Genomic DNA, 24,670 nt, shown 5'->3' on the forward strand with positions numbered 1-24,670 from the left:
GGCGACGGCCCGTGCAACGCCCAGCGCATGGCGCACCGGCGCGCCGCGCACGAGGACGGCGCGTGGGTGCGCGAGGCCGCGACGGCGTTCGCCGAGAGGTCGGCCGCGCGGGCGCGGGAGGAGGCACGATGAGCGCCGACCGGCGGGAATGGCCGCTGTACGAGGTGTTCGTGCGCGGCAAGCGCGGCCTCAACCACGTGCACGTCGGGTCGCTGCACGCGCCCGACGACGCGATGGCCCTGCGGCACGCCCGCGACGTCTACACGCGCCGCAACGAGGGCGTGAGCATCTGGGTCGTGCGCGCCGACGCGATCACCGCGTCCAGCCCGGACGAGAAGGACCCGCTGTTCTCGCCCAGCGGCGACAAGGTCTACCGGCACCCGACGTTCTACGAGATCCCCGAGAACGTCCCGCACATGTGATCGATCCGATCGTCCCCACCGACCCCCACGACCTGAAGGCCTACCACCATGAGCGACGAACACGGCACCATCTTCGATGGCCTGATCGGCGGCGACTCCTCGCAGTGGGCGTTCGGCACCGGCTTCGAGGACCCCCTCGCCGGCGTCGACACCACCGTGCCGGACGGCGTCGTCGGCGCCGACCTCGCCGCGTACTGCCTGATGCTCGGCGACGACGCGCTCGTCATGGCGCAGCGTCTGTCGGAGTGGTGCAGCCGCGCCCCCGACCTCGAAGAGGACATCGCGCTCGCGAACATGGCCCTCGACCTGCTCGGGCAGGCGCGGCTGCTGCTGACACGGGCGGCCGCCGCCGACCCCGGCATCGTCCCCGTCCTCCCAGCGGGCTCTCCGGTGCCTGGCGAGGACGCGCTCGCCTTCTTTCGCGAGGCCGGCGAATTCCGCAATGTCCGCCTCGCCGAGGTCGCCAACGGCGACTTCGCGCACGTCGTCGTCCGCCTGCTGCTGTTCTCCGTGGCGCGGCTCGCGCTGCTGGAACGGCTCCGCGCCAGCACCGACCAAGTGCTGGCGGCCGTGGCCGCCAAGGGCGTCAAAGAGGTCGCCTACCACCGCGACTGGGCGGGCCGCTGGTTCCTCACCCTCGCGCAGGGCACCGACGAATCACGCCGCCGGCTGCTCACGGCACTCGACGCGCTCTGGCCGTACCAGAACGAGCTGGTCTCGCTTCACCCCGTCGAGTCGCGTGTCGCCGAGGCGGGCGCCGGTGTCGATCCCCGCTCGCTGCGCGGCGAAGTGGACGCCGTCCTCGACCAGGTGCTGGCCGTCAGCGGCGTCGACCGGCCGGACCGCGCGCCCCTCGCCGGGATCGGCGGGCGGACGGGACGCGACGGCATGCACACCGAGGCGCTCAGCCGGATGCTCGCCGAGATGCAGGCCGTCGCGCGCGCACACCCGGGCGGGCGTTGGTGAGCGTCCGCGAGCGCGCCCTCGAAGCGGCCGGGCGGGTGCGCGACCCCGAGATGCCGATGCTCACCCTCGCCGACCTCGGCGTGCTGCGCGGCGTCGACGTCGAGCGCGACGCCGACGGCGGAGAGGCCGTCGTCGCCTCGATCACCCCGACCTACACCGGCTGCCCGGCCCTCGCGACGATGCGCGACGACCTCGTCCACCGGCTGAACGACGCGGGCTTCGAGCGCGTGCGCGTCCGGGTCGTCCTGGACCCGCCGTGGTCGAGCGACTGGATCTCCGAGCACGGCCGGGCCGCGCTGCGGGCGGCGGGCCTGTCGCCGCCCGGCCCGGCGCCGCGCCGCACCGGGCCGGTGGCGCTCACGCTCGGGCGGGTCCGCCGTGCCCCCGCCTGCCCGCGCTGCGGCGCTGCCGCGACCGGGCTGACCTCGGAGTTCGGCGCCACCGCCTGCAAGGCCCTGTACCGCTGCAACGCCTGCCTCGAGCCGTTCGAGCACGTCAAGGAGATCTGACATGACCACCCTCGCGCCCGCGGCCGCACCCGCCCGGTCGGCCGTCTTCCACCCACTCACCGTGGCGGCGGTCGACCAGATCTGCGAGGACGCGGTGGCGATCACCTTTACCGTCCCCGATGGCCTGCGCGAGGACTACGCCTTCCGCGCCGGGCAGTCACTCACCCTGCGCCGCATCATCGACGGGCGGGAGGAACGCCGCTCCTACTCGATCTGCGCGCCCGCCGGCGACGCGCCGCGCATCGGCGTCCGCGAGATCCCCGGCGGGCTGTTCTCCTCCTGGCTCGTGCACGACGTCACGCCCGGCACGCGCATCGAGGTACAGACGCCCGCCGGCTCCTGGCGCGCCGACCCCGCGGCGGGCGAACGGCACCTGTGCATCGCCGCGGGCTCGGGCATCACCCCCATGCTCTCGGTCACCTCCACCGTCCTGACCCACCCCGACGCGCAGGTGACACTGCTGTACGGCAACCGCACCAGCCGCACCGTCATGTTCACCGAAGAACTCGGCGACCTGAAGAACCAGTACGGTCCCCGACTGCAGATCGCCCACCTGCTCTCCCGCGAACCCCGCGACGTCGAACTGTTCTCCGGCCGCCTCGACCACGACCGCCTCGCCCGCCTGCTCACCGACCTCGTTCCCGCCGAGGTCTTCGACCACGTCTGGCTCTGCGGGCCGCTGGAGATGGTGCAGGACGCGCGGCGAGTGCTCACCGGCCTCGATGTCCCCGCCGACCGTGTGCACGTCGAACTGTTCTACGTCGACGCGCCGCCGCCTCAGCCGCGGCGGACCGAGCACGGGGTCACTGCGGGCGCGACCACCGAACTGACGACGGTGCTCGACGGCTTCCAGACGACCAGCACCGTCGCCCGGGACACCACGATCCTGGACGGAGCCCAGGCCACCCGCGCCGACCTGCCGTTCGCCTGCAAGGGCGGCGTCTGCGGCACCTGCCGCGCCCGCGTCCGCGACGGCGAAACCGACATGCGCCGCAACTACGCCCTCGAACCGTCCGAGGTCGACGCCGGCTTCGTCCTCACCTGCCAGACGTTCCCGGTCAGCGAGCAGGTGACCGTCGACTTCGACTCCTGACTCCGCCCCGCCCTTTCCCTCCCGCACCTGAGCAAGGAGCATTTCCCGTGCCGGAAGCCTTTGTGGTGTCCGCGGTCCGGACACCGATCGGCCGCTACGGCGGCGCGCTCGCCCATGCACGCCCCGACGACCTGGCCGCCCTCGTCGTGAGTGAGGCCGTCACCCGCTCCGGGATCGAGCCGGACCTGATCGATGAAGTGGTGTTCGGCGCGGCCAACCAGGCCGGGGAGGACAACCGCAACGTCGCCCGGATGGCGGTGCTGCTGGCGGGTCTGCCGGACACGGTGCCCGGCTTCACCGTCAACCGGCTGTGCGCGTCCGGCCTCACCGCCGTCGCGGCCGCACGTGCCCTCATCGCCGCGGGCGACGCCGACGTCGTCGTGGCGGGCGGGGTGGAGTCGATGACCCGGGCGCCATGGGTCACCGAGAAGCCGGCCAAGGCGTTCGCCAAGCCCGGGCCCTCTTTCGACACCTCGATCGGCTGGCGTTTCACCAACCCCCGATTGGACCCGGCCATGACCGCGTCCATGCCGCAGACGGCCGAGACGGTCGCCGAGCGGTGGGGCCTGACTCGCGAGCAGTTGGACGCGTTCGCGCTGCGTTCCCACGAGCGCGCCGTCGCGGCGATCAAGGACGGCCGGTTCACCGACGAGATCGTCCCCGTGCCGGCCGGCGGCGGCGCCGTCGACACCGACGAAGGGCCCCGGGCGGACACGAGCCTGCAGCGGCTGGCCCGGTTGCGCCCGGTCAACGATCCCGAAGGGGTCGTCACCGCCGGGAACTCCAGCTCCCTCAACGACGGCGCCGCAGCGGTCGTGGTGGTCGCGACCGCTTCCTCGCCCGATCCGGGCTGACGCCGCGGGCCCGGCTGGTCGCGGCCGCCAACGCCGGGGTGCCGCCCGAGGTGATGGGGATCGGCCCGGTCCCGGCGACCCGCAAGGTTCTGGAACGCACCGGATGGTCCGTCGGCGACCTCGACGCCGTCGAACTCAACGAGGCGTTCGCCTCCCAGAGCCTGGCGTGCATCGGTGATCTGGACTTGGACCCCGACCGGGTCAACGCCGACGGCGGCGCGATCGCGCTCGGGCACCCGCTGGGGGCGTCCGGCACCCGCATCCTGGTCACCCTGCTGGGCCGCCTGGAACGCACGGGCGGCCGCCGCGGGCTGGCGACCATGTGCGTGGGCGTCGGTCAGGGAAGCGCGCTGCTGGTGGAGCGGCCATGACGAATCTGATCATCGAGCAGGCCGCCGATCGGGTGGTGTGGCGACTCAACCGCCCGCACAGGCCCGCAACGCGATCGACCAGGAGATGGTCGCCGCCCTGCACGACGCCTGCGCCGACGTTGAACAGGACCCGCGGGTCGTCCTGCTGATCGGTGAAGGCCCCGCCTTCGCGGCCGGAGCCGACATCGCCCAGCTTCGCGACCGCCGCCGCGACGACGCACTGCGCGGCATCAACTCGGGGATCTTCGACCGGATCCACCGGCTGCCGATGCCGACGGTGGCGCTCGTCGACGGGTACGCCCTGGGCGGTGGTGCCGAACTGGCCTACGCCTGCGACTTCAGGATCGGCACACCTCGCACCCGGATCGGCAACCCCGAGACCGGCCTGGGCATCCTCGCGGCGGCCGGCGCGGCCTGGCGGCTGGCCGAACTGGTCGGTGAACCCTTGGCCAAGGAGATCCTGCTCGCCGGCCGAGTGCTCACCGCCGACGAAGCCCGGGCGGTGCGGCTGCTCAACGACGTTGTCGAACCGGAGGAACTGCCGGCCGCCGGGCATCGGCTCGCCGACCGCATCACCGCCCAGGCCCCATTGGCGACACGACTGACCAAAGCGGTCTTCCACGCACCCCGCGACGCACACCCGTTCATCGACGACCTCGCCCAGGCGGTCCTGTTCGAAACCGCCGACAAACACACGCGCATGACCGCGTTCCTGGACCGTAGAAAGGCGAACGGATCATGACCCGCGACACAGGCGGGCTGCCGGACAAGGTCGGGGTCATCGGCGGTGGACGCATGGGAGCCGGGATCGCCCAGACCTTTCTCACCCGCGGTACCGGCGTCGTCATCGTCGACAGCGACCCGCAGCGGGCGGACGCGGCACGCACCCGGGTCAGCGACGGCCTGACCAAAGCCCACAGCAAGGACGGGTCCGTCGTTGCGCCCGCCGCCGCTCTGTCCCGGCTGCGCACCTGCGTCGATCCTGGTGACCTGGCGGGCTGCGGGTTGATCGTCGAGGCGGTCCCCGAGGAGCCGGTGCTCAAGGCCAAGGTGCTCCAGGCCGCTGCCGCGGCCGCGCCGGATGCGGTCCTGGCCTCCAACACCAGCAGCCTCTCCATCGACGGGCTCGCCGACGGGCTGCCCCGGCCCGAGCACTTCATCGGTCTGCACTTCTTCAACCCCGTCCCCGTCAGCGGCCTGGTCGAGATCGTCGTCGGCTCACGCACCGCGCCGACCCTGGTGTCGGCGGCGCAGGACTGGGCTCGGGCGCTGGGCAAGGCACCGATCACCGTGACCGACTCGCCGGGCTTCGCCAGCAGCAGGCTCGGGGTCTGCCTGGCGCTGGAGGCCATGCGGATGCTGGAGGAAGGCGTCGCGAGCGCCGCCGACATCGACACCGCGATGACCCTGGGCTACCGGCATCCGATGGGCCCCTTGCGCACCACCGACCTCGTCGGACTCGACGTACGGCTCGCGATCGCCGAACACCTGGCCGGCGAACTGGGGCCCCGCTTCCAGCCACCGCGGATCCTGCGCGACCTCGTCGCCAAGGGAAATCTCGGGCGCAAAACCGGACAGGGCTTCTACACCTGGTGAACCGACCGGACGTACCGGGCGCTGGTGCCCACGATCGGCGCTGTCCGCAGGCGCGTGACCGGCACCGACCCGCGCTCGGACAGGGTGAGTTCGTCGCTACTGCTCAGCCGGCGTTCCGGGCCATTCGGGGCGGAGGATGGAGTGGACGACCGAGTCCCGCCAGGCGTCGTTCACGCGGATGTGGCCGCGGATGCGGCCTTCTTCGATCATTCCGAGGTTGGTCATGAGTCGGGCCGAGGCGGTGTTGTCGGGGCTGCGAGCGCCCCAGAGCCGGTAGAGGTTCAGTTCCTCGAATCCGAGGCGGAGGAGGAGCCGGACGGTTTCGGTGCCCAGGCCCCTCCTCCAGTGGCCGGTGGCCAGGGCGAAGCCGAGCTGGCCGCTGGACTGGCCGGGGTGCTGGGCGTCGATGGCGAGGCGGGCGAAGCCGATCGCCTCGGCCGACTCCCTCGCCACGACGGCGAGGGAGTACTCCGTTCGCGGGTCGGCTGCCCCGGCTTCGATCACGCCGGTGAGGGTGGCGGCGACCTGTTCACGGTTCCGCGGTTCGAACGACAGGTGCTCGACCACGGTCGGGTCGCCGTACACCTTCAGAATCGCGTCGACGTCGTCGGGCGTGAACTCGCGCAGCGCCACGGCGCCGCCTGCGATCGATACCGGGTGCATGGGAGGACGTTAACGGCCGGGCGGGAGCGCCGGTCCATTACGGCGTGCTCAGGTTCCGTTGTCTTCTGCCGGCGTGGCAACGCAAAGTTCCCGGTACGCCTCCTGCAACTCGGCCGCCATGGGAACCTGCCGCGCTTCCATGGCCTTGATCACCTCGGCCGCACGCCAGTAGTTCGACGGCAGGAGACGGCCGCTCTCCACCGCCTCCTGCGCCGTGGCCGCCGCCTCGTCCGGCTGGTCGGCGGCGAGCAGCGCGAGCGCCAAGTCGAGGCGCGCGGACACCGCACGGCGGGGCCGGGCGGGGCCGCTCATCGGTTTCTCCAGTCGGGCGAGCACGCCGCGCGCGTACGGTTCGGCGGCCGGGTCGCCGATCCACGCGAGGGTCGTCGCGGTGTAGGCGTCGCTCTTGGCCGGGTCGTACCGGTAGTGGTGCTCGGGCCGGTCCGGCATCGGCAGGGGCGCGACGAGCCGCTCGACGCGGCCGAGCGCCCCCCGCGTCTCGGCTCCGGCACCGAGCCTCGCCCACGCCCGTCCCTCCTGCGCGGTCGCCTGGATGAACGCCGACCCAGTGCGCGGCGCGATTTCCTGCGCGCCCTGGGAGAGCATGATCGCTTCGCGGTAGTCCCCATCGGTGAGCCGCTGCCACGCTTGCGTCTCCAGCGTCCACGCCAGGATCTCGGGATGCTCGGCGTGGCGGGCGAGCTGTGCGGTCGTGCGGAGGCGCGCGGCGGCGGCCGGACGCTGTCCGAGGTCGATGTCACAGGTCGCGGCGAGCAGGGACAGCCATCCGCCGACGACCACCAGACGGCGCCGCTCACCGAGTGTCATGCGTGCGTCCATGAGCCGCGATACGTACCCGAGGTGCTGGCGGACGCGCATCAGCAGTTGGTCCGGCGGCACCTGCGGGTAGGCCGACGCGAGTTCGTCCACAGTCATCTCGAGCGCGACGAGCGTGTCGTCCCCGACATCGCTTGCGGCGACCCGTCGTGAAAGGTCGAGCGCCTCCAATTCGTCGTCGACCACGCTGGGAGAGACGACGCACCGAGTACCTCGACGGGCGGTGAGGACGGGGCGAACAGTTCGTCCTCGGTCATGTCGAATGCGCGGGAGTACAGCAGCCGGTAGCGGGGGCCGGGCTCGGTACCTGCCTCGTGCCCGCGGATCGTGCGCTCCAGGTCAACCAGCTTGGGTAGGCGACGCCGGACGTGCTCGGGCGCGACGTCGCGCCACCGTTCGGCGAGGTCGGCGACCGTGAGTCCGCGTTCCCTTCGCGCCGCGCGCAGACGTGCGCCGATGGCTTGCTTGTCGGCTGGCATGTCGCGACGCACCTCAGGCCGGATGTCCGCGGACACGGTCTCGTGTCCGTGCTCATCCGCGATTATCACGCTGACGTGCCCGGTCCGCCATGGGTTCACTAACAGTGACCGAACGCACGCTGCCCCGGCCCGCTGCGCGAACAGCGGGAGCTCCGGGGCCTGACCAGGAACGAGGTCCTGGCTATGAGCAACGTAGCCGATCCCCCGCCCGCGCCGAAGCCCGAACAGGACGGCCCGGATGAGCGGCTCGCCACGTTGATGCACCTGCTCAGGGGGCGTCCGTTCCGCCTCGAACTGGACGGCGACGTCCTGCTCGTCCGGTTGGCCGGAGCCGAGGCACCGGCTCTGCGGATCACGTGCGCGCCATGGCCACTGCGCAGGATGCATTGTGGTTCCTGGTCGACGGGCACGCGTTCGAGGCGGCCGGAGAACTCGACCACATTGAGACGGCGGCGTATCTCATCGGGGGGCGGTTGACGCAGATGGCGCGGGAAGCCCAGCGTGCCTGAGCCGTTCATGCACGTCCCGTTCCCTGTTGCTCTTCCCTCCATGAGCCATTGGAGTCCCACCCCCGATCTCGTAGGAACCGCCATGCCCGCAACGACATTGCCGCAAATTCGGGCCAAAGCCGCCTTGGAGAAGGAATTCCCTGGGTGGCGGGTCATCATCACCGACCGCTCCAACTGGTGGGCCATGCGCGGTCCGCTCCCGCCCGACCGGATGAACGAGCGGGACACGGTCGAGGCGACCTCGCCCGAAAAGCTTCGCGAGGCGCTGCAGCGCTTGGCGACGTTGGCGGGCGAAGAGCCGGCGGCGGCCGTACGTCCGGACGTCGACCATCTGTCCTCGGGTGGGAGGTCGTAGGTGATCGAGGTCGAACTCATGCCGCCTGACGTCTGTGGATTCGATCCGGCGGTACCGAACTGGCCTCGGGTGTGGAATCACTGGCTGGGCGGCCGGGACAGCTACGTAGTGGACCGTCACTACGCGGACGGGGTCGCCCGCTTCATGCCCGGCATCCGCCTCCAGGCCCGCGTGCATCGCCACTGGATGTGCCGGGTCGTGCGCTTCATGGCCGCTGAGCAGGAGATCGGTCAGTTCCTGCAGGTGGGTGTCGGGTTTCCGATGGACGAGGACGACCCGCACCGGCTCGCGCGGCGCATGAGGCAGGACGCGCGGTTCGTCCACGCCGACAGCGACCCGCTGGTCCTAGCACATGCCCGGGCCTTGGCCGCCGACGGATCGTCCGGTGCGTGCGCGGTCGTGGAGGCGGCCCTCGGCGATGCCGCAACGATCCTGGAGAGCGCCGCAGCCCACCTCGACCTGCACGTACCGGTCGGCGTCCTGTTGCCCGGCGTCCTGCACCGGCTGCCTGGCGCGGAGGCACGCGAGTTGGTCACGGGCCTCGCGGACGCGATCGTCCCGGGCAGCTTCCTCGCGATCGCGCACCCCACCGCGATCACCGCCCCCACGGCCATGCGGACGGCCGCGCACTGGTTCGAGGCCGCAGGCGGCGGCACGTTCGTCGCACTCGAACGACCGGCACGGCCGTCACCAGCGGTGCCGCCGAGGCCGCTGGGCGCGGATGGTCCGCCGACTGGCTCCGTTCCGGGCCGCGCCGGACGCGACGGCGCCGGAGCCGCGCGTTCGTCCGAGCACGGGCGGCGATGCTGTGTGGCGAGAGATCTGCGACCAGACGGCGCTGCGGATCGAGACGTTGACCGAGCAGGTCCGCCCCGCCTTGGACGCGCTGGAGAGCGACGAAGCCGACCCCGAGCGGGTGCAGCGCCTCTACGACGTGGACCACGGCATCTCCCGGATGCGCCGCACGGCCCGCGACCTGCGGATCCTGGCAGGTCGGTGCCCGGACGAGATCGGGAGATCCCCGACCTCGTTGCTGGACGTGGTGCGGGTGGCGACGTCCATGATCGAGCACTACGGGCGTGTCCAGGCCGAGGGGATCGCCGACCGGGTGGTTCTAGGGCATGCCGCCGACGACCTGGCGGCCCTCCTTGCGGCACTGCTGGACAACGCCACCCGGTACTCGCCGGTCCCCGCATGCGTCGGCACCCACGTGTTCGGCGACGGCAGCCTGCTCGTCCGCATCGAGGACGGCGGGCCCGGCATGGATCCGGCCTCGCTCGAAAAGCTCAACCGGACGCTCGCGGGGCCGGTCCGTCCGGTCGGCGCGGCCACCGTCCGGCGGACAGGTTTCGCGGTCGTGCACCGACTGGCCCGCAAGCACGGCATGGAGCTGGCGCTGGTCAACCGGGGAGCGGCCCGCGCCGTCCGAGGGCGGTGCAACACCGGAGACCAGAGCGGCACGGTGGCGATGGTGACCGTGCCGCCCGAACTGCTGACCGTCCTCGACAGACCCACCGGCGGAGCTCCGCCGCACGTCCGCGAAGGTTGCTGAACAGGGGGTACGCCCGCCCGGCGAAGTGCGGTGGTCCGGTCCTTGTCGGGGTGGTGTTGGTCGCCAGCAGCAGCCCTACGGCATGCGCGCTGCACTCGTGCGTTCCGACGGTCTCGGGGCGGACGAACGCCTGCCCGCGGCCGCCGTCCTCATAGGCCACGTCGCCGACCTACCGACGATCCTCGACGCGACCCCACAAGTGAGAAGACCGCGGGTGGAGCAACGCAGCAGCCGAGGGTGTCGGCTGCCCGTGATTTCAGCAGACGGTGCCTCCTTCGTAGGCGAACCAGCCACACTTGTTGTCCTGGTCCAGGAACTGGCAACCTCGCCGGGACATACGCCGTAAAGGGTCGTAGGCCGTTCCTTCGATCAATCAACGGCGAGGCTGATTGTAACTATGTGTTGATCATTGATAGCCAAGCGAGATGGCGCACGATGTTCCCCCGGCACCGGATGGGCAGCTCCCTCCCGAGCCCTACGACGAACCCTGGCGGGTCACTCCCCCGCCGCGTTCCGGCCGCTTTCGCTGGCGGTGGGCGATCCCCGCAACGGTCACCGGCATACTCGCAGTGTTCGGAACCGGCGCCGCCCTTCAGCTCGGCGGTACGCCGAGCGGGCCATCACCGTCGGCGCCGCCGCGGGCGGTGACCGCGACCGAGCAGGAAGCGTCACCGAGTTCGAAGGCGACCGGACGAGCGGAGAAGGCCACCCCCAGGCGGACGCCGAAGCAGCGGAAGCAGCAGAACGAGGATCGGCGTGCTCCGGATCGGCGGCGGGCCGAGACGGACAGAGACCCGGCACCGAAGAGGACGTCCGGCAGTACTCGGCCGCCCCGAGTGCCCCCGCGCCATGAAGAAAAGCCCCGGCGACGCGACGACGTGCGCGACCGTCCGCGCGTTCGCAAGCCGCGGCCCAAGCCCGGATGGATCGGCGCCGAGTGTCGCCGCCGTTTCCCCAAGGACGCCACCCGCCGCAATGCGTGCACGGCAGCCCTGCGCGGCTACTTCGGCAGGTGACCCCTCTGGATACGTCGGCGGTGGTTCGCCGCCGAACCGGCCGCCGACCACATCGAGGAGACGGTGCAACGGCCGGTCAGGGGATCTGGAAGTCGTTGGACAGGGCGACGTCGAGTGACATGTCGAGCCGACGGTCCATGAAGTCGAAGGCGGTCTCGATCATCTCGACGGCGATGTCGCGCTGCTCGGGCTTGATCGGCCGGTCCAGGAAGGGCGGCGCCGCGACTTTCCGGCGTCCGGCCAGGTAGTCGAGGCGCAGTCCGGTGTCCGACTCGGCCCTCTCCGCCAGGGGCACGAGGTTGCCGAGGAGGATGTCGGTGGCCTCCGACATCGCGCTGACGAGCCACAGGCGCAGCATCGGGTCATGATGCCCTGTCGCGAACTTGGTCATCGCGACCCGGTTGTGGCGGTGCACGTCCATCGTCCGGCTCAGGTAGTAGAACTCGAGGGTGTCACCGGCGTTCCAGCCGAGCAGTTCGTCGAGGTCGAGCCGTTTCCAGTCGTCGACGAAGAGCTCGTTGCGATCGGTCAGCTCCTCTCCCCAGACGTTCACGGTGCGCTCCAGTTCGGAGGCGGGCTCGGGGTAGCCGACGGCATAGCGGTGGAGATCGCGGTATCCCATGACGTCCATCGCCCACAGCGGGACGAACCGCTGGAGGACCTGCGTCGCGGAGATGCCGGGGCCATGGTGGCCGAGCCATGTGTAGAACGGGTGCCTGCCGCTCCGGGTCCGGCACTCCTGCAGAAACCGTACGACCGGCGCCTGGGAGGGGTGGACCGGAACATCGGCGGTCGCGATGCGCCCTGCCGGTCCGGGGGGCCGGTCCGCAGCGGGACGAGGCGGGGTGCCCGTCGCGGCGTGCTTCAGCGCGTACTCGTGGATCCCGTCCAGGATCTCCCGGAACACGTCGATCATGACATCTGCCAGCTCACGGGCCCGCCGCCGACGCTCAGGGTCCAGCACCAGCGACTCGAAGACCTCCTCGGCTCCTTCCCCCTCCGCCTCGATGTGGTGCGCGCCGAAGTAGAGCATGGCGAGGCCCGTCCGGTCCGATAGCTCCCCGGCGACCGCGGAAATGTGCTTGAAGAACAGCTCGCGCGCACACAGTTCGCCGACTTCGGCGTGTGCGAAGCGCAGCAGCGGGTCCCCGCGGTCGGCGGCGGCGATCGACAGGAAGTACATGCAGTGGCCGCGGATCACCTCGTTGGCGTCGGCCCGGAAGAGCCACCACAAGGTGTCGGAGGCGTCCCATCCCAGGCGGCGGTCGAGCCCCAGCCGTTTCCAGTCCTCGAGGAACAGCCGCGAGTGGGTCTGGTCCTCGAAGGTGTGGACGTTGATGCCGCGTTCCAGGTCGTCGGCCGCGTGGGGGTAGCGCAGCACCCATTTGTTCACGTCGCGGAAGCCCATCGCGACCGTCGCCACGCTCGGCAGGATCATCAAGCGTTGCTTGGGCGGCAGTTCGTCCGAGGCCAGCCAGGCGAACAGCGGGTGGTCGTCCAGAGCCGCGACCCGCCGCTCGACGTACGCCAGGACGTCCTTCACGGTGTCACGCTCCTTGCGGTCGGGGAGGCCGTGCCGTTCACGCGATGCCGAACTTGTTCGAGAGGGCGACGTCGAGCGAGATCTCGAGTTGTTCGTCGGCGGCGTCGAAGACGGTCTCGATCATGTGGGCCGCCACCTCGCGCGCGGCCGGTGCCAGGGGCCGGTCCTTGAAATGGACGGCGGGCGCCGCGGAGGAGGCCGGAGCCTGGTGCGCGATCTCGTGGCGGTCGCCGAGATAGTCCAGACGGACGTCCGTTGCGGCCTCGGCCTCGTCCGCCAGCGCCTTGGTCCGTCGGAAGAACGGTTCTCCGCTGGTCTCCAGCGCGTGCATGAGCCACAGCCGCAGCAGCGGGTCGTCGTTGCCGACGGCGAGCTCGGTGAACTTGACGATGTTGCGGCGGTGCACGTCGGTCTGCGGGTCCAGGTAGCAGAACTCGAGGGTGTCGCTGCCGTTCCACCCGAGGATCTCGTCGAGCCCGAGCTGCTTCCAGTCGTTGAGGAAGAGGGTGTTGTGGGTCGTGAGGTCGTCGACCCAGGAGTTGACCGCGCGGTGGAGGTCCCCCGCCGGCTCGGCGTAGCGCATGGCGTACCTGTTGAGATCGCGGTACCCCATGATGTCCATCGTCCACATGGGGATGAAGCGCTGGAGGGCCTGGAGCGCGGTGACCCGGTCGCCGCGGTTCTCCAGCCAGGAGTAGAAGGGGTGCGCCTCGCTCCTCTTCCGGCGTTCCATCAGCAGTTTCTGGAGGGGCTCCTGGCTGGGATGGACCGGCCCGTCGGCGACCGGACGCGGGCCGGGGACGCCGCCCGCGCTCCTGTCGATCATCGGCCGGGCGGCCGGGCGCGGCGGGTTGCCGCTGTCGATGTACTTCTGGGCGTACACCAGCCACATGTCGAGCTGCTCGGAGAAGATCTGGTAGATCGTCTCGGCCAGTTCCAGGGCGCGTTCGCGGCGCCGTTCGTCGAGGCGCTGCTCCTCGAACAGTTCCTCGCAGTCCATGTGGCCTGTTTCGAGCGCCAGGTGGAAGGGCCCCATGTACGGGAGTTCGGTCCCGGTCCGCTCGGTGAACCGAATCGCGATCTTGGAGGCGTGCTTGAAGAAGACCGCTCCGAGCGCCTCCATCATCTCCGACTGCGCGAAGCGCAGGAGCGGGTCCTTGGCGTCCGCGACGGCCATGGACAGGAAGTAGACGCCGTGGTCGCGGGCCACCTCGTTGACCTCGGCCCGGAACAGCCACCAGAGGGCGTCACTGGCCTTCCAGCCGAGGCGCTCGTTCAGCCCCAGCCGTTTCCAGTCTTCGAGGAACAGCCGCGAGTGGGTCTGGTCCTCGAAGGTATGGACGTTGATCCCGCGCTCCAGGTCGTCGGCCGCCTCCGGGTACCGGAACACCCACTTGTTCACGTCCCGGAAGCCCATGGAGAACGTCACCATTGCCGGCATGATCAGCAGCGGATCCGGCACCGGCGTTTCGTCGGAGTTCATCCAAGCGAACAGAGGATGCCGATCGAGGTCCTTCTGTCGTTCCGCCACCAACGCGAGCACGTTCTCCACGAAAAGCCCCTCTCTTCATGCCCTTGGAGGCCATCCCCCGGCCTCAGGCAATCGTTGACACGGCTCGGAAGAACGGCAACTTCGAGATTGCTCTCCTGCCTTGTACAGCACGATCGAAGATGCCGTTGATGTCGGTCGCGCCTAATATCCGGGATCATGCATGCGCGCTATGGGCATGCGCGCCGGGGGACAGAGGAAAGCTCTTCCGGTCCGCTCCTTTGGATACGGTTCACGGTCCCATGCGATGACCGCTTATTTCGCGGCACGGTAAGAGCACGGTGGCGGCCGAAGGCTTTGCGAAGCCTGAGTGCCGAGGTGTCCGCCGATCTCTCGGCGTGTTGCGCGGTCCACTACGGGGACCGCTTTGACCTGCGCATGAGCACATGTCGCGGAGGCGCCGGACGGACATTCCAACGGGGCTTCACGCGATCGGCATCGGCCATGCGCCGGGCAGAGAGGGAATGGCATGTCGATTCATGAGCCCCCGGAAATTCGTGACCAGCCGGAACTGTTCGGCCCCGACTTCGTCCGCGACCCTTATCCGACGTACGCGTGGCTGCGCGAGCACAGCCCGGTCCACCGGTTCACACTGCCGCAGGGCATGCCCGCCTGGCTGGTCACCCGGTACGACGACGTCCGCGCGTGGCTGAACGACCCGCGGCTGGCCAAGGGCCTGGAACGGTTCCTCCCCCCGGAGGCCCTTCCCAGCCCGGCCATCCGGGACGTGCTCACCAACAACATGCTGCAGAGCGACCCGCCCGGGCACACCCGCCTGCGACGGCTCGCCGCGAAGGCGTTCACCGCCCATCGCGTCCAGGCCCTGCGCCCGCGCATCGAGGAGATCGCCGACGAGCTGCTGGACGAGATGGGCCCCGAGGGCGAGACGGACCTGATCGACACGCTGGGCCTGCTGCCGATCAGCATGATCTACGAGTTGCTCGGCGTGCCGAAGCGCGACTGGGAGACGTTCCGGCGGTGGTCGGTTCTCGGCTCGGACGAGCAGTCGACCGGCAGCGCGGAGTTCGAGGCGGCCACCGAGGCGCTCAAGGCGTACACCCGGGAGCTGATCGCCGACAAGCGCGTGACGCCGGGTGAGGACCTGCTCTCCGACCTCATCGTCGTCCGCGACGAAGGGGACGGGCTCTCCGACGACGAGCTGACCGCGATGGCCTTCCTGCTGCTCCTCGGCGGGCAGGAGACGACGATCAGCCTCATCGCCGCCGCCGTCTACCACCTGATCGGGCATCCGGACCAGTTGGCCCTCCTGCGGGCCGAGCCGGAGCGGTTGCCGGCGGCGATCGAGGAGGTCCTGCGGTTCGACGGTCCCGCCATGAACGCGAGCATGCGGTTCGCCACCGAGGACATCGAGGTGCGGGGCGTGCCCATCCCGGCGGGCGGCGTCGTCTTCCTCGGGCTGGGGTCGGCCGGGCACGACCCGGAACGGGTGCCCGACGGCGAGCGCTTCGACATCCGCCGGACGGGCGTCAGGCATCTGGCGTTCGGGCACGGGATCCACACCTGCATCGGGTCGGCCTTGGCGAGGCTGGAGGGGGAGGTCGCGATCGGCCGCCTGCTCGACCGCTATGCCGAGCTGGAGCTCGCCGTCGCCCCGGACGAGCTGAAGTGGCGGCCGGGAATGCATTTCCGCGGACCGGCCGAGCTTCCCATCCGCTACCGGTCCGAGCCCCGATGACGACCGAGATCAGAGTGGCCCCCGAGCGTCCGCGCGACGGCCGCCTCGACGACGACATGGCGACCGTGCTCGCCTGGCTTCGCGACTACATCGGCGCCCCGTCCGAGCACCTCGGCCGGCAAGGGCTGGTCTGCCCCTTCGTGCCCGCGGCCCTCAACGCCGAGGCGATCCGTTTCAGCTTCCACTACGGGGTCGACGCGTGCGACGTCGATGAACTTCAGCGCCTCGTCTCCGCCGAACTACGCGACTTCAAGGCGGCGACCGAACCGCCGAAGAGGTCGGGCGTCTCGCTGCACAGCCTGCTGGTCGTCCTGCCGGACGCCGCCGAGGAGGGCTGGCGGAGGATCGACGAGAGTTACGACGCGCTCAAGAACCTGGCCGTCGACGCGGAGCTCATGATCGGCCAGTTCCATCCGGCCTGCGCCGAACCGGCCGTGCACAACCCCGCCTTCCGGGTGTCCCGGTCGCCGATCGCGCTCTACGCCGTCCGGCACATGGCGCCGCACGACTCGCTGTTCCTGCACGCCGAGCGGCGATGGTTCGAGAAGTACCGGGCACGGTTCCCCGTGCGGGCCCGCTCCGCGGCCGCGGACGGTTCTGTCCGGCCACGGGCTCTGCCGGGGCGCCCGGACGGGTTGAGGAGGGGCAAGTGACCATGGTGGGCGAGACGCCGGGAGCGGTGCTGGTACGGCAGATGATCTTCGGGCAGTTGCTGTCCCGCGCCGTCTGCACCGCGGCCGAACTCGGCCTGTCGGATCTGCTCGCCGACGGCCCGCTGCAGGTGACGGAGCTGGCCGACCGCGCCGGTACCGATCCCCGCCGGTTGACGCAGCTCATGCGATGCCTGACGGCGTTCGGGGTGTACTCGGCCGGCTCCGACGGTTCTTACGAGCTGACCGCGGCCGGTGCGGCGCTGCGCACCGGCGCCCCCGGGTCGGCGCTCCCGACGGCCCTGCTCGCGGCCGGCGGGGTCGGCGCCGCGTGGACGGGCATGCTCGGCACCGTGCGGACCGGCAAGACGGCGTTCGACGAGCTGTTCGGCGAGAGCTTCTTCGAGCACCTCGGCCGCGACGGGCGGCTCCGGGGGCTGTTCGACCGCTCGCAGACCCACGATCAGGAGCTGGAGATCGACCAGTTGCTGTCGGCGGTCGACTTCTCCCGGCACCGCCGCATCGTGGACGTCGGCGGCGGCGACGGCGCGCTGCTGGCACGCCTGCTCCAGGCCCACCCCCGCACGGAGGGGGTCCTGCTGGACGGCGCCAAGACCGCGGCGAACGCACGAGCACGGATGAACCGGGAGGGCCTGACGGACCGCTGCACCGCGGTCGGCGGCGACTTCTTCTCCGCCGTGCCGGCGGACGGCGACCTCTACGTGCTGCGCCAGATCCTGCACGACTGGGACGACGAGCGCTGTGTCGAGATCCTGCGCGTCTGCCGGCAGGCCATGCCTCCGGGCGCCCGGCTCCTGATCATCGAGCGCATCGTCGAGGAGGGGGCCACCGGGCAGGACGCGCGGTTCGCGGCGCTCATGGACCTCTACATGATGACCGTCGTGGGCGGTGCGGAGCGCACCGCCCGGGAGTTCGGCGACCTGCTGGCAAAGGCGGATTTCGCCGTCGAAGCCGTCCACCGCCTGCCCACGGCCGCCGCGGTGATCGACGCCCGCCCCGGGGCAACGGCCGACTGAGACGGTCGCCCCTCGAAGGCGCCGGTGAGCCGCTGCAGCGCACCGGCGCCTTTACCGATGGCGCATCCGGCCGCCGCCGGGTCGGCCTTCTCGGGAAGCTCGTGACTCCGTAGGAGGCTCACTCCGCCGCGTTCGCGCCGTTACCGCGTTCTCCCGCCTCGGGTGATCCCGCGTGCGGCTCCATCGCGTCGTTGCAGAGCCCGTCGGTGCTCTTTCCGCACCAGCCGCCGCGGCGGCGGCCGGAAGGTCGCCCACGGTGGCCGCCCGCTTGAGCGGGGACGTGGGCCGGCCCCGCACCCGCACGTGCCGGTCATCGTGAGTCTGACGCCTCCTCCGGCTCCTGACACTGCTCAAGTTCGTCGAGGGCCGTCCCGGACCCGCGCGCCATTCAGAAACCGCTGGAGTGGACGTTTTCGCGTTCGGTGCGCCCTCGCTGAACGATGCCATGGACAGTCGGGCGTGGATGGCTCATGACGAGCCATTTAGTGATCCGAGTTGCAGTTCACCTCGGCCGCCGTGCGCCAGATGACTTCGCGGCAGATTTTCCGCGATCGCGTCGCGGGGTCCGTGACGGGACAGTCGTCCACTGGTTACCGATGTTGGCACAACAAGGGCTCCTGGCCATCTTTCAAATTGCGCAGGGTGGTGCCATGTGACCCAAGCTCCGTTAGATAACGCTCATATCTCAGACAACGTGCCCCCGGGGCCGCTGGTGATCCATCGATCATACGGGCTGCTTATAGACGTTTTGCTTGTTCGGAAGTTGATGAACCAATGATTCGTCTGTGTTGGTGAGGTAAGGCCGACGCCCGCCCGCGTGACGGGGTGTCGCAATTTGTGAGATGCGCATCCTAGAGCACGATCTCAGAATGCATAGGTGGCCGGGGAGCATCCTGACCGCGGCCGAGTGTGGGGGGTGAAAGTTCGGCCATCGGAGCTTCGTATCGGCCCTGTTCGCTCAGTTATCCGCTGTCCTGGACTTCGACTCAGAAATGCGCGCGAACGATGCTGGAGTCGTTCACAGCACAGGAGGAGATGCTTTATGCAAGATGCCGTGGAGCGGGTCATTGAAATGATGAGAGCGAACCTCGGTGAGCGGATCACCGTGGACGATATGGCGCGTACGGCAATGTTCAGTAAATTCCACTTTACTCGAAGATTCCAGGAGATCACCGGCGTTTCTCCCGGACGGTTCCTGTCGGCGTTGCGGCTGGCGGAGGCGAAGCGCCTGCTGCTGACCACGTCCCTGACGGTCACGGAGATCAGCAATCGGGTGGGGTACTCCAGCGTGGGCACCTTCAGCTCCCGGTTCAAGAACAGTGTGGGCCTGGCGCCGAGCGCGTTCCGGCAGACCGGCGGCTACCGCGATCAGATGGCCGCCGGCAACGGGCGGCGTCCCGCCGAGCCGGCCATGACCGTCCAGGGACGGATCCATCCGTGGCCGATGACCGCGCACGGGCCGGTGTTCGTCGGGCTTTTCCCGGGGTGCGTCCCGGAGGGAGTCCCGGTGAGCTGCGCGGTGCTGCGGGCGCCGGGCGACTTCACGCTGGACAACGTTCCGCGAGGCACCTGGTACCTGCTCGCCCACTCCGTCGCACCGGGACACGACGGCTTCGACGAGGCCCGTTCGTTCGTCGGCGTCTACGGGCCGATAACGATGCATCCGGAAACGATCGTCAAGCCGGCGAACGTGCGGCTGCGTCCCAAGCAGGTCCTCGACCCGCCGGTTCTGCTGGCCTTCGTGGGCCCCGACCCGGTGGCCGTGGCCGTCGAAGCGAGCTGAGCGGCCGGTGCGAACGGAGCGTTCCGGCCGCTGCGGCCGGGACGCTCCGGTGCCGGCGTCCGAAGGACCACGTGAGGCGGTCAGGCTCCGATGCGGTCGCCGTCCGCGGTGAAGCGGCCCCGGATGTTCCGCCGCCAGAGTTCGTAGGCCGGCTCGTCGTCGGGGAGGCCCGCGCGATGGGGCTCGGCGGTGTCGTCGGCCAGTTCCACCGCTTCGTCCATGGAAAGGGCGGTCAGTGCGGTGACGGTCGTCGCGCTATAGGAGGGGACGTGTCCGGCGTACGACCGGGCCTTCGCCGCGAAGACGGCGCCTTGGGCGAGATGCGGCAGGCACGGGCCGGCCTCCGCCCGCAGGGTCGCCAGACCTTCGGGCTCGCAACCGCCGGCGAAGGCCGCGGCCAGGCCGACGCCGCTCCACAGGTCGGCCTGCCGGTGGCGGGCGAAGCGGGCCACCGCGGAGGCCACCGCGGCGGGCTGCGCGCGGTGGATGAACCACAGTGCCCGCCCGATGCCCTGGTCGACCGCTCTCGGGAAGTACTCCGGTGCCCCGAGCCAGGGATAGGGCTCCGGGACCCGCTGCTCGTCGACCCATCGCCGGGTGTGGAAGTAGGCCAGGTCGAAGCCGTATCCGTCGACGGCCAGCCAGCTCATCGTCGGGTGGTACGGCGAACCGGGCAGGTCGGGCAGGACCCGGGACCACAGCCGCCGCGGAAGGCGGGTCATCGCGAACCCGATGCCGATGTAGGAGAGGAAGATGTGCCGCTCGCCGCCGCCGAGCAGCAGCTCGCGCGTCCGCCGTCCGCGCCCGCCCATGGCGTCGAGGATGGTGAAGGCCATCGTGGCGCCCTCGTAGGCGAAGCCGCGGTGCTCGGCCGCGACGAGCTGCAGCCGCCGTTCGACCTCCCAGCGGTCGCGTGCGTCGATCCCCCACTCGAAGCCGCAGATCACCGCCTGCGGGATCGCCTCCAGATGCGCGGTCGCCGTGGCGTCCGCGCCGGGGAACCCCCGTTCGGCGAAGGTCACCTTGCGAAGTGAGGGGGTGAGGACGAATCTGCGAAGCGAACCGAAAGCGGTCGGCATGTGCTCCCCCGCGCGGTCGAACGGCCCTGGACTTCGTTCCATGGTCATCGGCCGACGAGCGGAACGGCATCTCTGGGCGTGCGCGCCCGCGCCTTCAGGAAGGGAAGCGCACGGTGCGCATGAACTCCGGCAGCAGCCAGGGCCGCCGTCCTCCGACGCGCACTTTTCCGGAGGCCATGGCGCGGACTTTGCCGATCCGGCCGAACAGCATCAGGACGAGCGCGGTCGGCTCGAACGTCATGAGCAGGTCCGGCCGCTGTCCGGGCGGCTCGACGCTCACCCGGTCGCCGTCGACGACCAGCGTCACCGCGGTGATGTGCTCGGAGCGGAACTCGGCGGTGACGCGCCGGTCCTTCGGCGGTTTCGGCGTCTCCAGCAGCCGGCCCACCCCGTTCCGGGACATCCCGATGACGAACAGTTCGAAGAACCGCGCGGAGTCCTGGGAGGGGATCGTCCACGGCGTGTTCACGGCCCGGGCGATGTCGAGACCGTGCACCGCCATCTCGTTGGCGTGGTGGGCCAGCAGACCGGCCAGCGGCACCCGGGCTCCGCCCAGCCAGCTGACCGGGGTGGCGGGGTCCATGTCCTCGGTGGCGCGCAGGACTTCGTCGATGTCGGAGCGCAACCGTTCCGCGAGCACCTCGGTGTCCCGCTCGGGGTTCTCCGCGAGAGCGACCACGTTCAGGTCCGCCACCCGGTCGACGTTCGTCTCGCCGAGCCGGTCGGTGACCGCGGAGATCGGGCTGGGCGTCCCGTCCCGGCGGGTCAGCCAGACGTTCATCGTTCCGATGGAGAGGACGTGCGCGGCCGTGTCGGCCACCGTCCAGTCTGCGGTGGCCATCGCCCGCGGGTCGGTCGCGGCGATCAGGTCGGCGAACCGGGAGCCCGTGTTCCGCAGGCAGCCGCGGGCCGCCTCCCACTGGGCATCGGAGACGGCGGCGTTCACGCTTCTCCTCTTGGTCGAGCGCGACAACGGCAATGAGTCGGAATGATTCGACTTCCGCACGATAGCAGTGGAGAAAAGCGTTATGCGAAGCTCGGCCAATGACCGCTTCCGGTCATGTGACGTGGTGGACGGAACGCCGCAGGTCTGCCCTCACCGCGTTTCCCGTTATCGGATCACCTGGCGCGAGGTGGAACGGAGATAAAGGCGGGCAAGGCTTTTCTGCTGATCAAAGATCTGTGGGCATCCTCTGTACGCAGCCGGCCGGTCCGCCGATTCCGGGGGGCACACTCCTGTGACTCCCCGGGGGCGCGGGCAGGTGTGAAGACGGCCCCGGGATTCGCCGAAGGGCGCGTGTCACGCGGCGGCGGGCGGCTCTCCGCTCGACTCTGCCGGTGAGGTCAGCAGGCCGCGCGCGCGAAGCAACGGGAGCACGCCCTCACCGAAGGCGGTACGCCTCCTCCAGGTGCGGCTGGGCCGAAAGGATCAGATGCTCCACGCCGATCGAGTGGTACTCCTCGATGCGCTCGGCGACCTCCTCGTGGCTGCCCACGAGCGCCGCGCCGACCCCCGGACGGACCAGCCCGTAGCCGGCCCAGACGTTCGGGTGCACTTCCAGGTCCCGGGTGCGCCCCCCGTGCATGGCGGCCGCGCGCCGCTGCCCCTCCGACTCGCTCCGGCGGAACCGCCGCTGTGCCTGGCGGATGCGCTCGGGGTCCATGTCCGCCAGGAGCCGGTGGGCGATCGACCAGGCTTCCGCGGAGGTGTCCCGGCTGATCACATGGAACCGGGTGCCGAACGACAGTTCACGGCCCGTGCTCTCGGCGGCCCGGCGGGCCCGCCCGAACAGGTCGGCCAGCGCGGCGGGCTGCTCGCCCCACGCCAGCAGGACGTCGCCCGAGTCGGCCGCGACACGCGTTGCGGCGGCGGACGACCCGCCCACGAGGATCGTCGGCGGCACCGGATACGGCCTGGTCAGCAGGCCCTTCTCTAGCCGGTAGTGCTTGCCGTCGAAGTCGAACCGCTCGCCCGGCCACGCCCGCCGGAACACCTCGAGGAACTCCCCGGTGCGCTCGTAGCGCTCGGAGTGCTCGGCCCGGTCGCCGTAGCGCCGCTGCTCGTCGGGGTCGCCGCCGGTGACGATGTTGAGCTGCAGCCGTCCGCCCGACACCCGCTGGAACGTCGCGGCCATCTGCGCGGCGAGCAGCGGGGAGACCAGGCCGGGACGGAGCGCGATCATGAACTTCGTCCGGCGGGTCCGGCCCGCCAGCGCCGCGGCCGTCACCCAGGGGTCCTCGCAGAAGAGGCCGAAGGGAGTCAGCATCCCGGTGAACCCGAACCTGTCGACCGCGAGCGCGACCTGCGTCAGGTAGTCGAGCCCGGGTTCGCGGCGGGCGCCCTCGACGGTCGCCCCGGACGCCCGCTTGGCGATCTCCCTGCCGTCACCGTGCAGCGGCAGGAACCAGTGCAGCTCCAAGGACCCTCATCCTCCCCACGCCGGTACGGGATCCGTACCGCGTCCGCCGGACGACCGCCCGTCCGTCGCCGGCTGATCGCACCATAACCCGGTGAACCGGTCCCTGATCAGGGTCGGGAGCGAGGTCGGCAATCCATGAGAAGGGCGGGTGCGCAGCACACCGGGAGATGCGGCCGCGAACCCGCCGAGCCGACGATGACGCCGTGATGGCGGGCCCGGGACCGGTGCTCCGGCCCGGCGGTTCCGAGGTTGGGGAGGTGGACGCATGCGCGTGGAAGTCGACTACGACATGTGCGACGCGAACGGCCTGTGCGTCGAGGTCGCGCCAGAGATCTTCCAATTGGACGGCGACGACGAACTGCACGTCCTGGTGAAGCATCCGGGACCGGACCACGAGGAGGCGGCCGAGTCCGCCGCGCGGGCCTGCCCCAAGCTGGCCATCGCGCTGCGGGAGACGGACTGATGCCGTCGTCTCTCGGAGATCGCACGCCCGTCATCGTGGCGGCGGCGCGCACTCCGCTCGGGCGGCGCGGCGGGCGGCTGGCCGGGCTCAAAGCCGTCGAGCTGCTCCGGACCGTCCAGCTCGAGGTGATCGCGCGCGCCGCGATCGCCCCCGGCGAGGTGGAGCAGATCATCGGCGGCTGCGTGACCCAGTCGGGCGAGCAGAGCCTCAACGTCACCCGCAACGCCTGGCTCAGCACGGGCCAGGACCCGGCGGTCGGCTGCACCACCGTGGACGTCTCCTGTGGGTCCGCCCAGCAGGCGGGCCATCTGGTCGCGGCGCTGATCGCCGCGGGCGCGATCGACGTCGGGATCTCCTGCGGGGTCGAGTCGATGAGCCGTGTGCCGATCGGCACGAACCTGTACCAGGGGCCCGGGCACTACAAGACCTCCGACTACCCGTGGGACGACCCGCCGAAGGCGCAGTTCGGCGGATCGGAGCGCATCGCCGCCCGGGAGGGGATCACCCGCGCGGACGCCGACGCCTACGGCCTGCTGTCCCAGCGCCGCGCGGCCGCCGCGTGGGAGGACGGCCGGTTCGCGCGCGAGGTGGTGCCGGTCACCGCGCCGGTACTCGGCCCGGACGGCGAGCCGACCGGCGAGACCCGGCGCGTGGACCGCGACGAGGGCCTGCGCGAGACCACTCCCGACGGGCTCGCGGCGCTGCGGCCGAACGTCGAGGGCGGCGTGCACACGCCCGGCAGCACCTCCCAGGTGTCCGACGGGGCGGCCGCGATCCTCTGGACCTCGCTGGGGAGGGCCCGCGCGCTCGGGCTGCGGCCGCGGGCCGTCCTCGACCATCAGGTCGTCACCGGAGCGGACCCCTACTACCTGCTCGACGGCCCGGTCGCCGCGACCGGACGGATCCTGGACCGCTCCGGGATGAAGATCACGGACCTGGACCTGTACGAGGTCAACGAAGCGTTCGCGTCGGTGGTGCTCAACTGGGCGGGCGCCTATGACGTCGGCCTCGAGCGCGTGAACGTGAACGGCGGGGCGATCGCGCTGGGCCACCCGCTCGGCTGCACCGGCACGAGGCTGCTGGTGACGGCGCTCCACGAGCTGGAGCGGACCGGCGGCGAGACCGCACTGGTCGCGATGTGCTGCGGCGGATCGCTCGGCACCGCGTCCGTCCTGCGGCGGCTCTGACGGTTGCGGACACGGCACTCGGACACGGAAGGGCGTACCGG

At 70.7% G+C, this 24,670-nt stretch carries 22 protein-coding genes and 3 pseudogenes; 18 read left to right on the plus strand and 7 right to left on the minus strand.

The features are described 5' to 3' along the window. From BJF79_RS54385 to BJF79_RS36675, 8 genes and pseudogenes are all read left to right on the plus strand, one after another. Nucleotides 1-132 (plus strand): annotated as a pseudogene (locus BJF79_RS54385) (1,2-phenylacetyl-CoA epoxidase subunit A); the annotation flags it as partial. Beyond that, complete coding sequence (paaB, locus tag BJF79_RS36645; RefSeq protein ID WP_075904313.1) at nucleotides 129-422, plus strand: 1,2-phenylacetyl-CoA epoxidase subunit PaaB; 294 nt, start codon at nucleotides 129-131, stop codon at nucleotides 420-422. The pseudogene BJF79_RS54385 and the gene paaB, both read left to right, overlap by 4 nt. Nucleotides 423-470: 48 nt before the next feature. Next, nucleotides 471-1,388 (plus strand): 1,2-phenylacetyl-CoA epoxidase subunit PaaC, encoded by a 918-nt coding sequence (gene paaC, locus BJF79_RS36650; protein WP_075904315.1) that lies wholly within the window; start codon nucleotides 471-473, stop codon nucleotides 1,386-1,388. Further along, nucleotides 1,385-1,897: a 1,2-phenylacetyl-CoA epoxidase subunit PaaD gene (gene paaD, locus BJF79_RS36655; protein WP_262403099.1), complete on the plus strand. Its 513-nt coding sequence runs from the start codon at nucleotides 1,385-1,387 to the stop codon at nucleotides 1,895-1,897. The genes paaC and paaD overlap by 4 nt, the downstream gene beginning before the upstream one ends. A 1-nt stretch (nucleotide 1,898) precedes the next feature. After that, nucleotides 1,899-2,990 (plus strand): 1,2-phenylacetyl-CoA epoxidase subunit PaaE, encoded by a 1,092-nt coding sequence (gene paaE / locus BJF79_RS36660; RefSeq protein WP_075904319.1) that lies wholly within the window; start codon nucleotides 1,899-1,901, stop codon nucleotides 2,988-2,990. A 47-nt stretch (nucleotides 2,991-3,037) separates the two neighbouring features. Further along, nucleotides 3,038-4,215: pseudogene (locus tag BJF79_RS36665) on the plus strand (thiolase family protein). Between the two features lie 85 nt (nucleotides 4,216-4,300). Next, the gene (locus BJF79_RS36670; protein WP_262403100.1) at nucleotides 4,301-4,957 is read left to right on the plus strand and encodes an enoyl-CoA hydratase/isomerase family protein; all 657 of its coding nucleotides are present in this window, start codon (nucleotides 4,301-4,303) and stop codon (nucleotides 4,955-4,957) included. After that, nucleotides 4,954-5,811 (plus strand): 3-hydroxyacyl-CoA dehydrogenase family protein, encoded by an 858-nt coding sequence (locus tag BJF79_RS36675; RefSeq protein WP_075904321.1) that lies wholly within the window; start codon nucleotides 4,954-4,956, stop codon nucleotides 5,809-5,811. Before BJF79_RS36670 ends, BJF79_RS36675 begins: the two co-directional genes overlap by 4 nt. Before the next feature lie 96 nt (nucleotides 5,812-5,907). On the opposite strand, the gene BJF79_RS36680 is transcribed toward BJF79_RS36675, so the two are convergent. Both BJF79_RS36680 and BJF79_RS36685 read right to left on the minus strand, forming a co-directional pair. Next, complete coding sequence (locus BJF79_RS36680) at nucleotides 5,908-6,474, minus strand: GNAT family N-acetyltransferase (RefSeq protein WP_075904323.1); 567 nt, start codon at nucleotides 6,472-6,474, stop codon at nucleotides 5,908-5,910. Nucleotides 6,475-6,522: 48 nt separating this feature from the next. Continuing rightward, a complete protein-coding gene (locus BJF79_RS36685; RefSeq protein WP_143220731.1) occupies nucleotides 6,523-7,497 on the minus strand; it encodes a transcriptional regulator in 975 nt (324 codons plus the stop codon). A gap of 658 nt (nucleotides 7,498-8,155) precedes the next feature. Between BJF79_RS36685 and BJF79_RS56390 the strand changes: the two genes are divergently transcribed. The 4 genes and pseudogenes from BJF79_RS56390 (at nucleotide 8,156) to BJF79_RS63400 (ending at nucleotide 10,206) form a co-directional block, all read left to right on the plus strand. Further along, nucleotides 8,156-8,299, plus strand: a complete 144-nt coding sequence (locus BJF79_RS56390) for a hypothetical protein (RefSeq protein ID WP_158079405.1) — start codon at nucleotides 8,156-8,158, stop codon at nucleotides 8,297-8,299. 82 nt (nucleotides 8,300-8,381) lie between these two features. Continuing rightward, entirely contained in the window at nucleotides 8,382-8,654 is a 273-nt protein-coding gene (locus tag BJF79_RS36695) for a hypothetical protein (protein WP_143220732.1), read from the plus strand. Between the two features lie 18 nt (nucleotides 8,655-8,672). Further along, nucleotides 8,673-9,287: pseudogene (locus tag BJF79_RS67740) on the plus strand (SAM-dependent methyltransferase); the annotation flags it as partial. Nucleotides 9,288-9,462: 175 nt separating this feature from the next. Further along, the gene (locus BJF79_RS63400; RefSeq protein ID WP_262403101.1) at nucleotides 9,463-10,206 is read left to right on the plus strand and encodes an ATP-binding protein; all 744 of its coding nucleotides are present in this window, start codon (nucleotides 9,463-9,465) and stop codon (nucleotides 10,204-10,206) included. A 1,092-nt stretch (nucleotides 10,207-11,298) separates the two neighbouring features. Here the strand turns inward: BJF79_RS63400 and BJF79_RS36710 are convergent. Together BJF79_RS36710 and BJF79_RS36715 are read right to left on the minus strand one after the other, a co-directional pair. After that, nucleotides 11,299-12,765, minus strand: coding sequence for a hypothetical protein (locus BJF79_RS36710; protein ID WP_075904332.1), 1,467 nt, complete (start codon nucleotides 12,763-12,765; stop codon nucleotides 11,299-11,301). Nucleotides 12,766-12,802: 37 nt separating this feature from the next. Further along, complete coding sequence (locus BJF79_RS36715) at nucleotides 12,803-14,248, minus strand: hypothetical protein (RefSeq protein WP_143220733.1); 1,446 nt, start codon at nucleotides 14,246-14,248, stop codon at nucleotides 12,803-12,805. 535 nt (nucleotides 14,249-14,783) lie between these two features. On the opposite strand from BJF79_RS36715, the gene BJF79_RS36720 reads away from it, so the two are divergent. The 4 genes from BJF79_RS36720 (at nucleotide 14,784) to BJF79_RS36735 (ending at nucleotide 19,480) form a co-directional block, all read left to right on the plus strand. After that, nucleotides 14,784-16,010, plus strand: a complete 1,227-nt coding sequence (locus BJF79_RS36720; RefSeq protein ID WP_075904335.1) for a cytochrome P450 family protein — start codon at nucleotides 14,784-14,786, stop codon at nucleotides 16,008-16,010. Further along, on the plus strand, nucleotides 16,007-16,663 hold the full coding sequence (locus BJF79_RS54395; RefSeq protein ID WP_075904337.1) for a DUF6875 domain-containing protein: 657 nt from the start codon (nucleotides 16,007-16,009) through the stop codon (nucleotides 16,661-16,663). The genes BJF79_RS36720 and BJF79_RS54395 overlap by 4 nt, the downstream gene beginning before the upstream one ends. A gap of 2 nt (nucleotides 16,664-16,665) precedes the next feature. Then, complete coding sequence (locus BJF79_RS36730; RefSeq protein WP_075904339.1) at nucleotides 16,666-17,697, plus strand: methyltransferase; 1,032 nt, start codon at nucleotides 16,666-16,668, stop codon at nucleotides 17,695-17,697. A 1,042-nt stretch (nucleotides 17,698-18,739) separates the two neighbouring features. Continuing rightward, nucleotides 18,740-19,480, plus strand: coding sequence for a helix-turn-helix domain-containing protein (locus tag BJF79_RS36735; protein WP_075904341.1), 741 nt, complete (start codon nucleotides 18,740-18,742; stop codon nucleotides 19,478-19,480). Nucleotides 19,481-19,560: 80 nt separating this feature from the next. Here BJF79_RS36735 and BJF79_RS36740 read toward each other — a convergent pair whose 3' ends face one another. The 3 genes from BJF79_RS36740 to BJF79_RS36750 form a co-directional block, all read right to left on the minus strand. Then, nucleotides 19,561-20,559, minus strand: a complete 999-nt coding sequence (locus BJF79_RS36740; protein WP_075904342.1) for a DUF1702 family protein — start codon at nucleotides 20,557-20,559, stop codon at nucleotides 19,561-19,563. 94 nt (nucleotides 20,560-20,653) lie between these two features. Beyond that, nucleotides 20,654-21,505, minus strand: coding sequence for a maleylpyruvate isomerase N-terminal domain-containing protein (locus BJF79_RS36745; RefSeq protein WP_083734523.1), 852 nt, complete (start codon nucleotides 21,503-21,505; stop codon nucleotides 20,654-20,656). Between the two features lie 436 nt (nucleotides 21,506-21,941). Next, entirely contained in the window at nucleotides 21,942-22,979 is a 1,038-nt protein-coding gene (locus tag BJF79_RS36750) for an LLM class flavin-dependent oxidoreductase (RefSeq protein WP_262403102.1), read from the minus strand. Between the two features lie 265 nt (nucleotides 22,980-23,244). Between BJF79_RS36750 and BJF79_RS36755 the strand changes: the two genes are divergently transcribed. Together BJF79_RS36755 and BJF79_RS36760 are read left to right on the plus strand one after the other, a co-directional pair. Next, nucleotides 23,245-23,442, plus strand: coding sequence for a ferredoxin (locus BJF79_RS36755; RefSeq protein ID WP_075904344.1), 198 nt, complete (start codon nucleotides 23,245-23,247; stop codon nucleotides 23,440-23,442). Beyond that, nucleotides 23,442-24,629: a steroid 3-ketoacyl-CoA thiolase gene (locus BJF79_RS36760; protein WP_075904346.1), complete on the plus strand. Its 1,188-nt coding sequence runs from the start codon at nucleotides 23,442-23,444 to the stop codon at nucleotides 24,627-24,629. Before BJF79_RS36755 ends, BJF79_RS36760 begins: the two co-directional genes overlap by 1 nt. Nucleotides 24,630-24,670: the final 41 nt, after the last annotated feature.

It is taken from the genome of Actinomadura sp. CNU-125, from assembly GCF_001942465.1.
Taxonomy (GTDB): domain Bacteria; phylum Actinomycetota; class Actinomycetes; order Streptosporangiales; family Streptosporangiaceae; genus Spirillospora.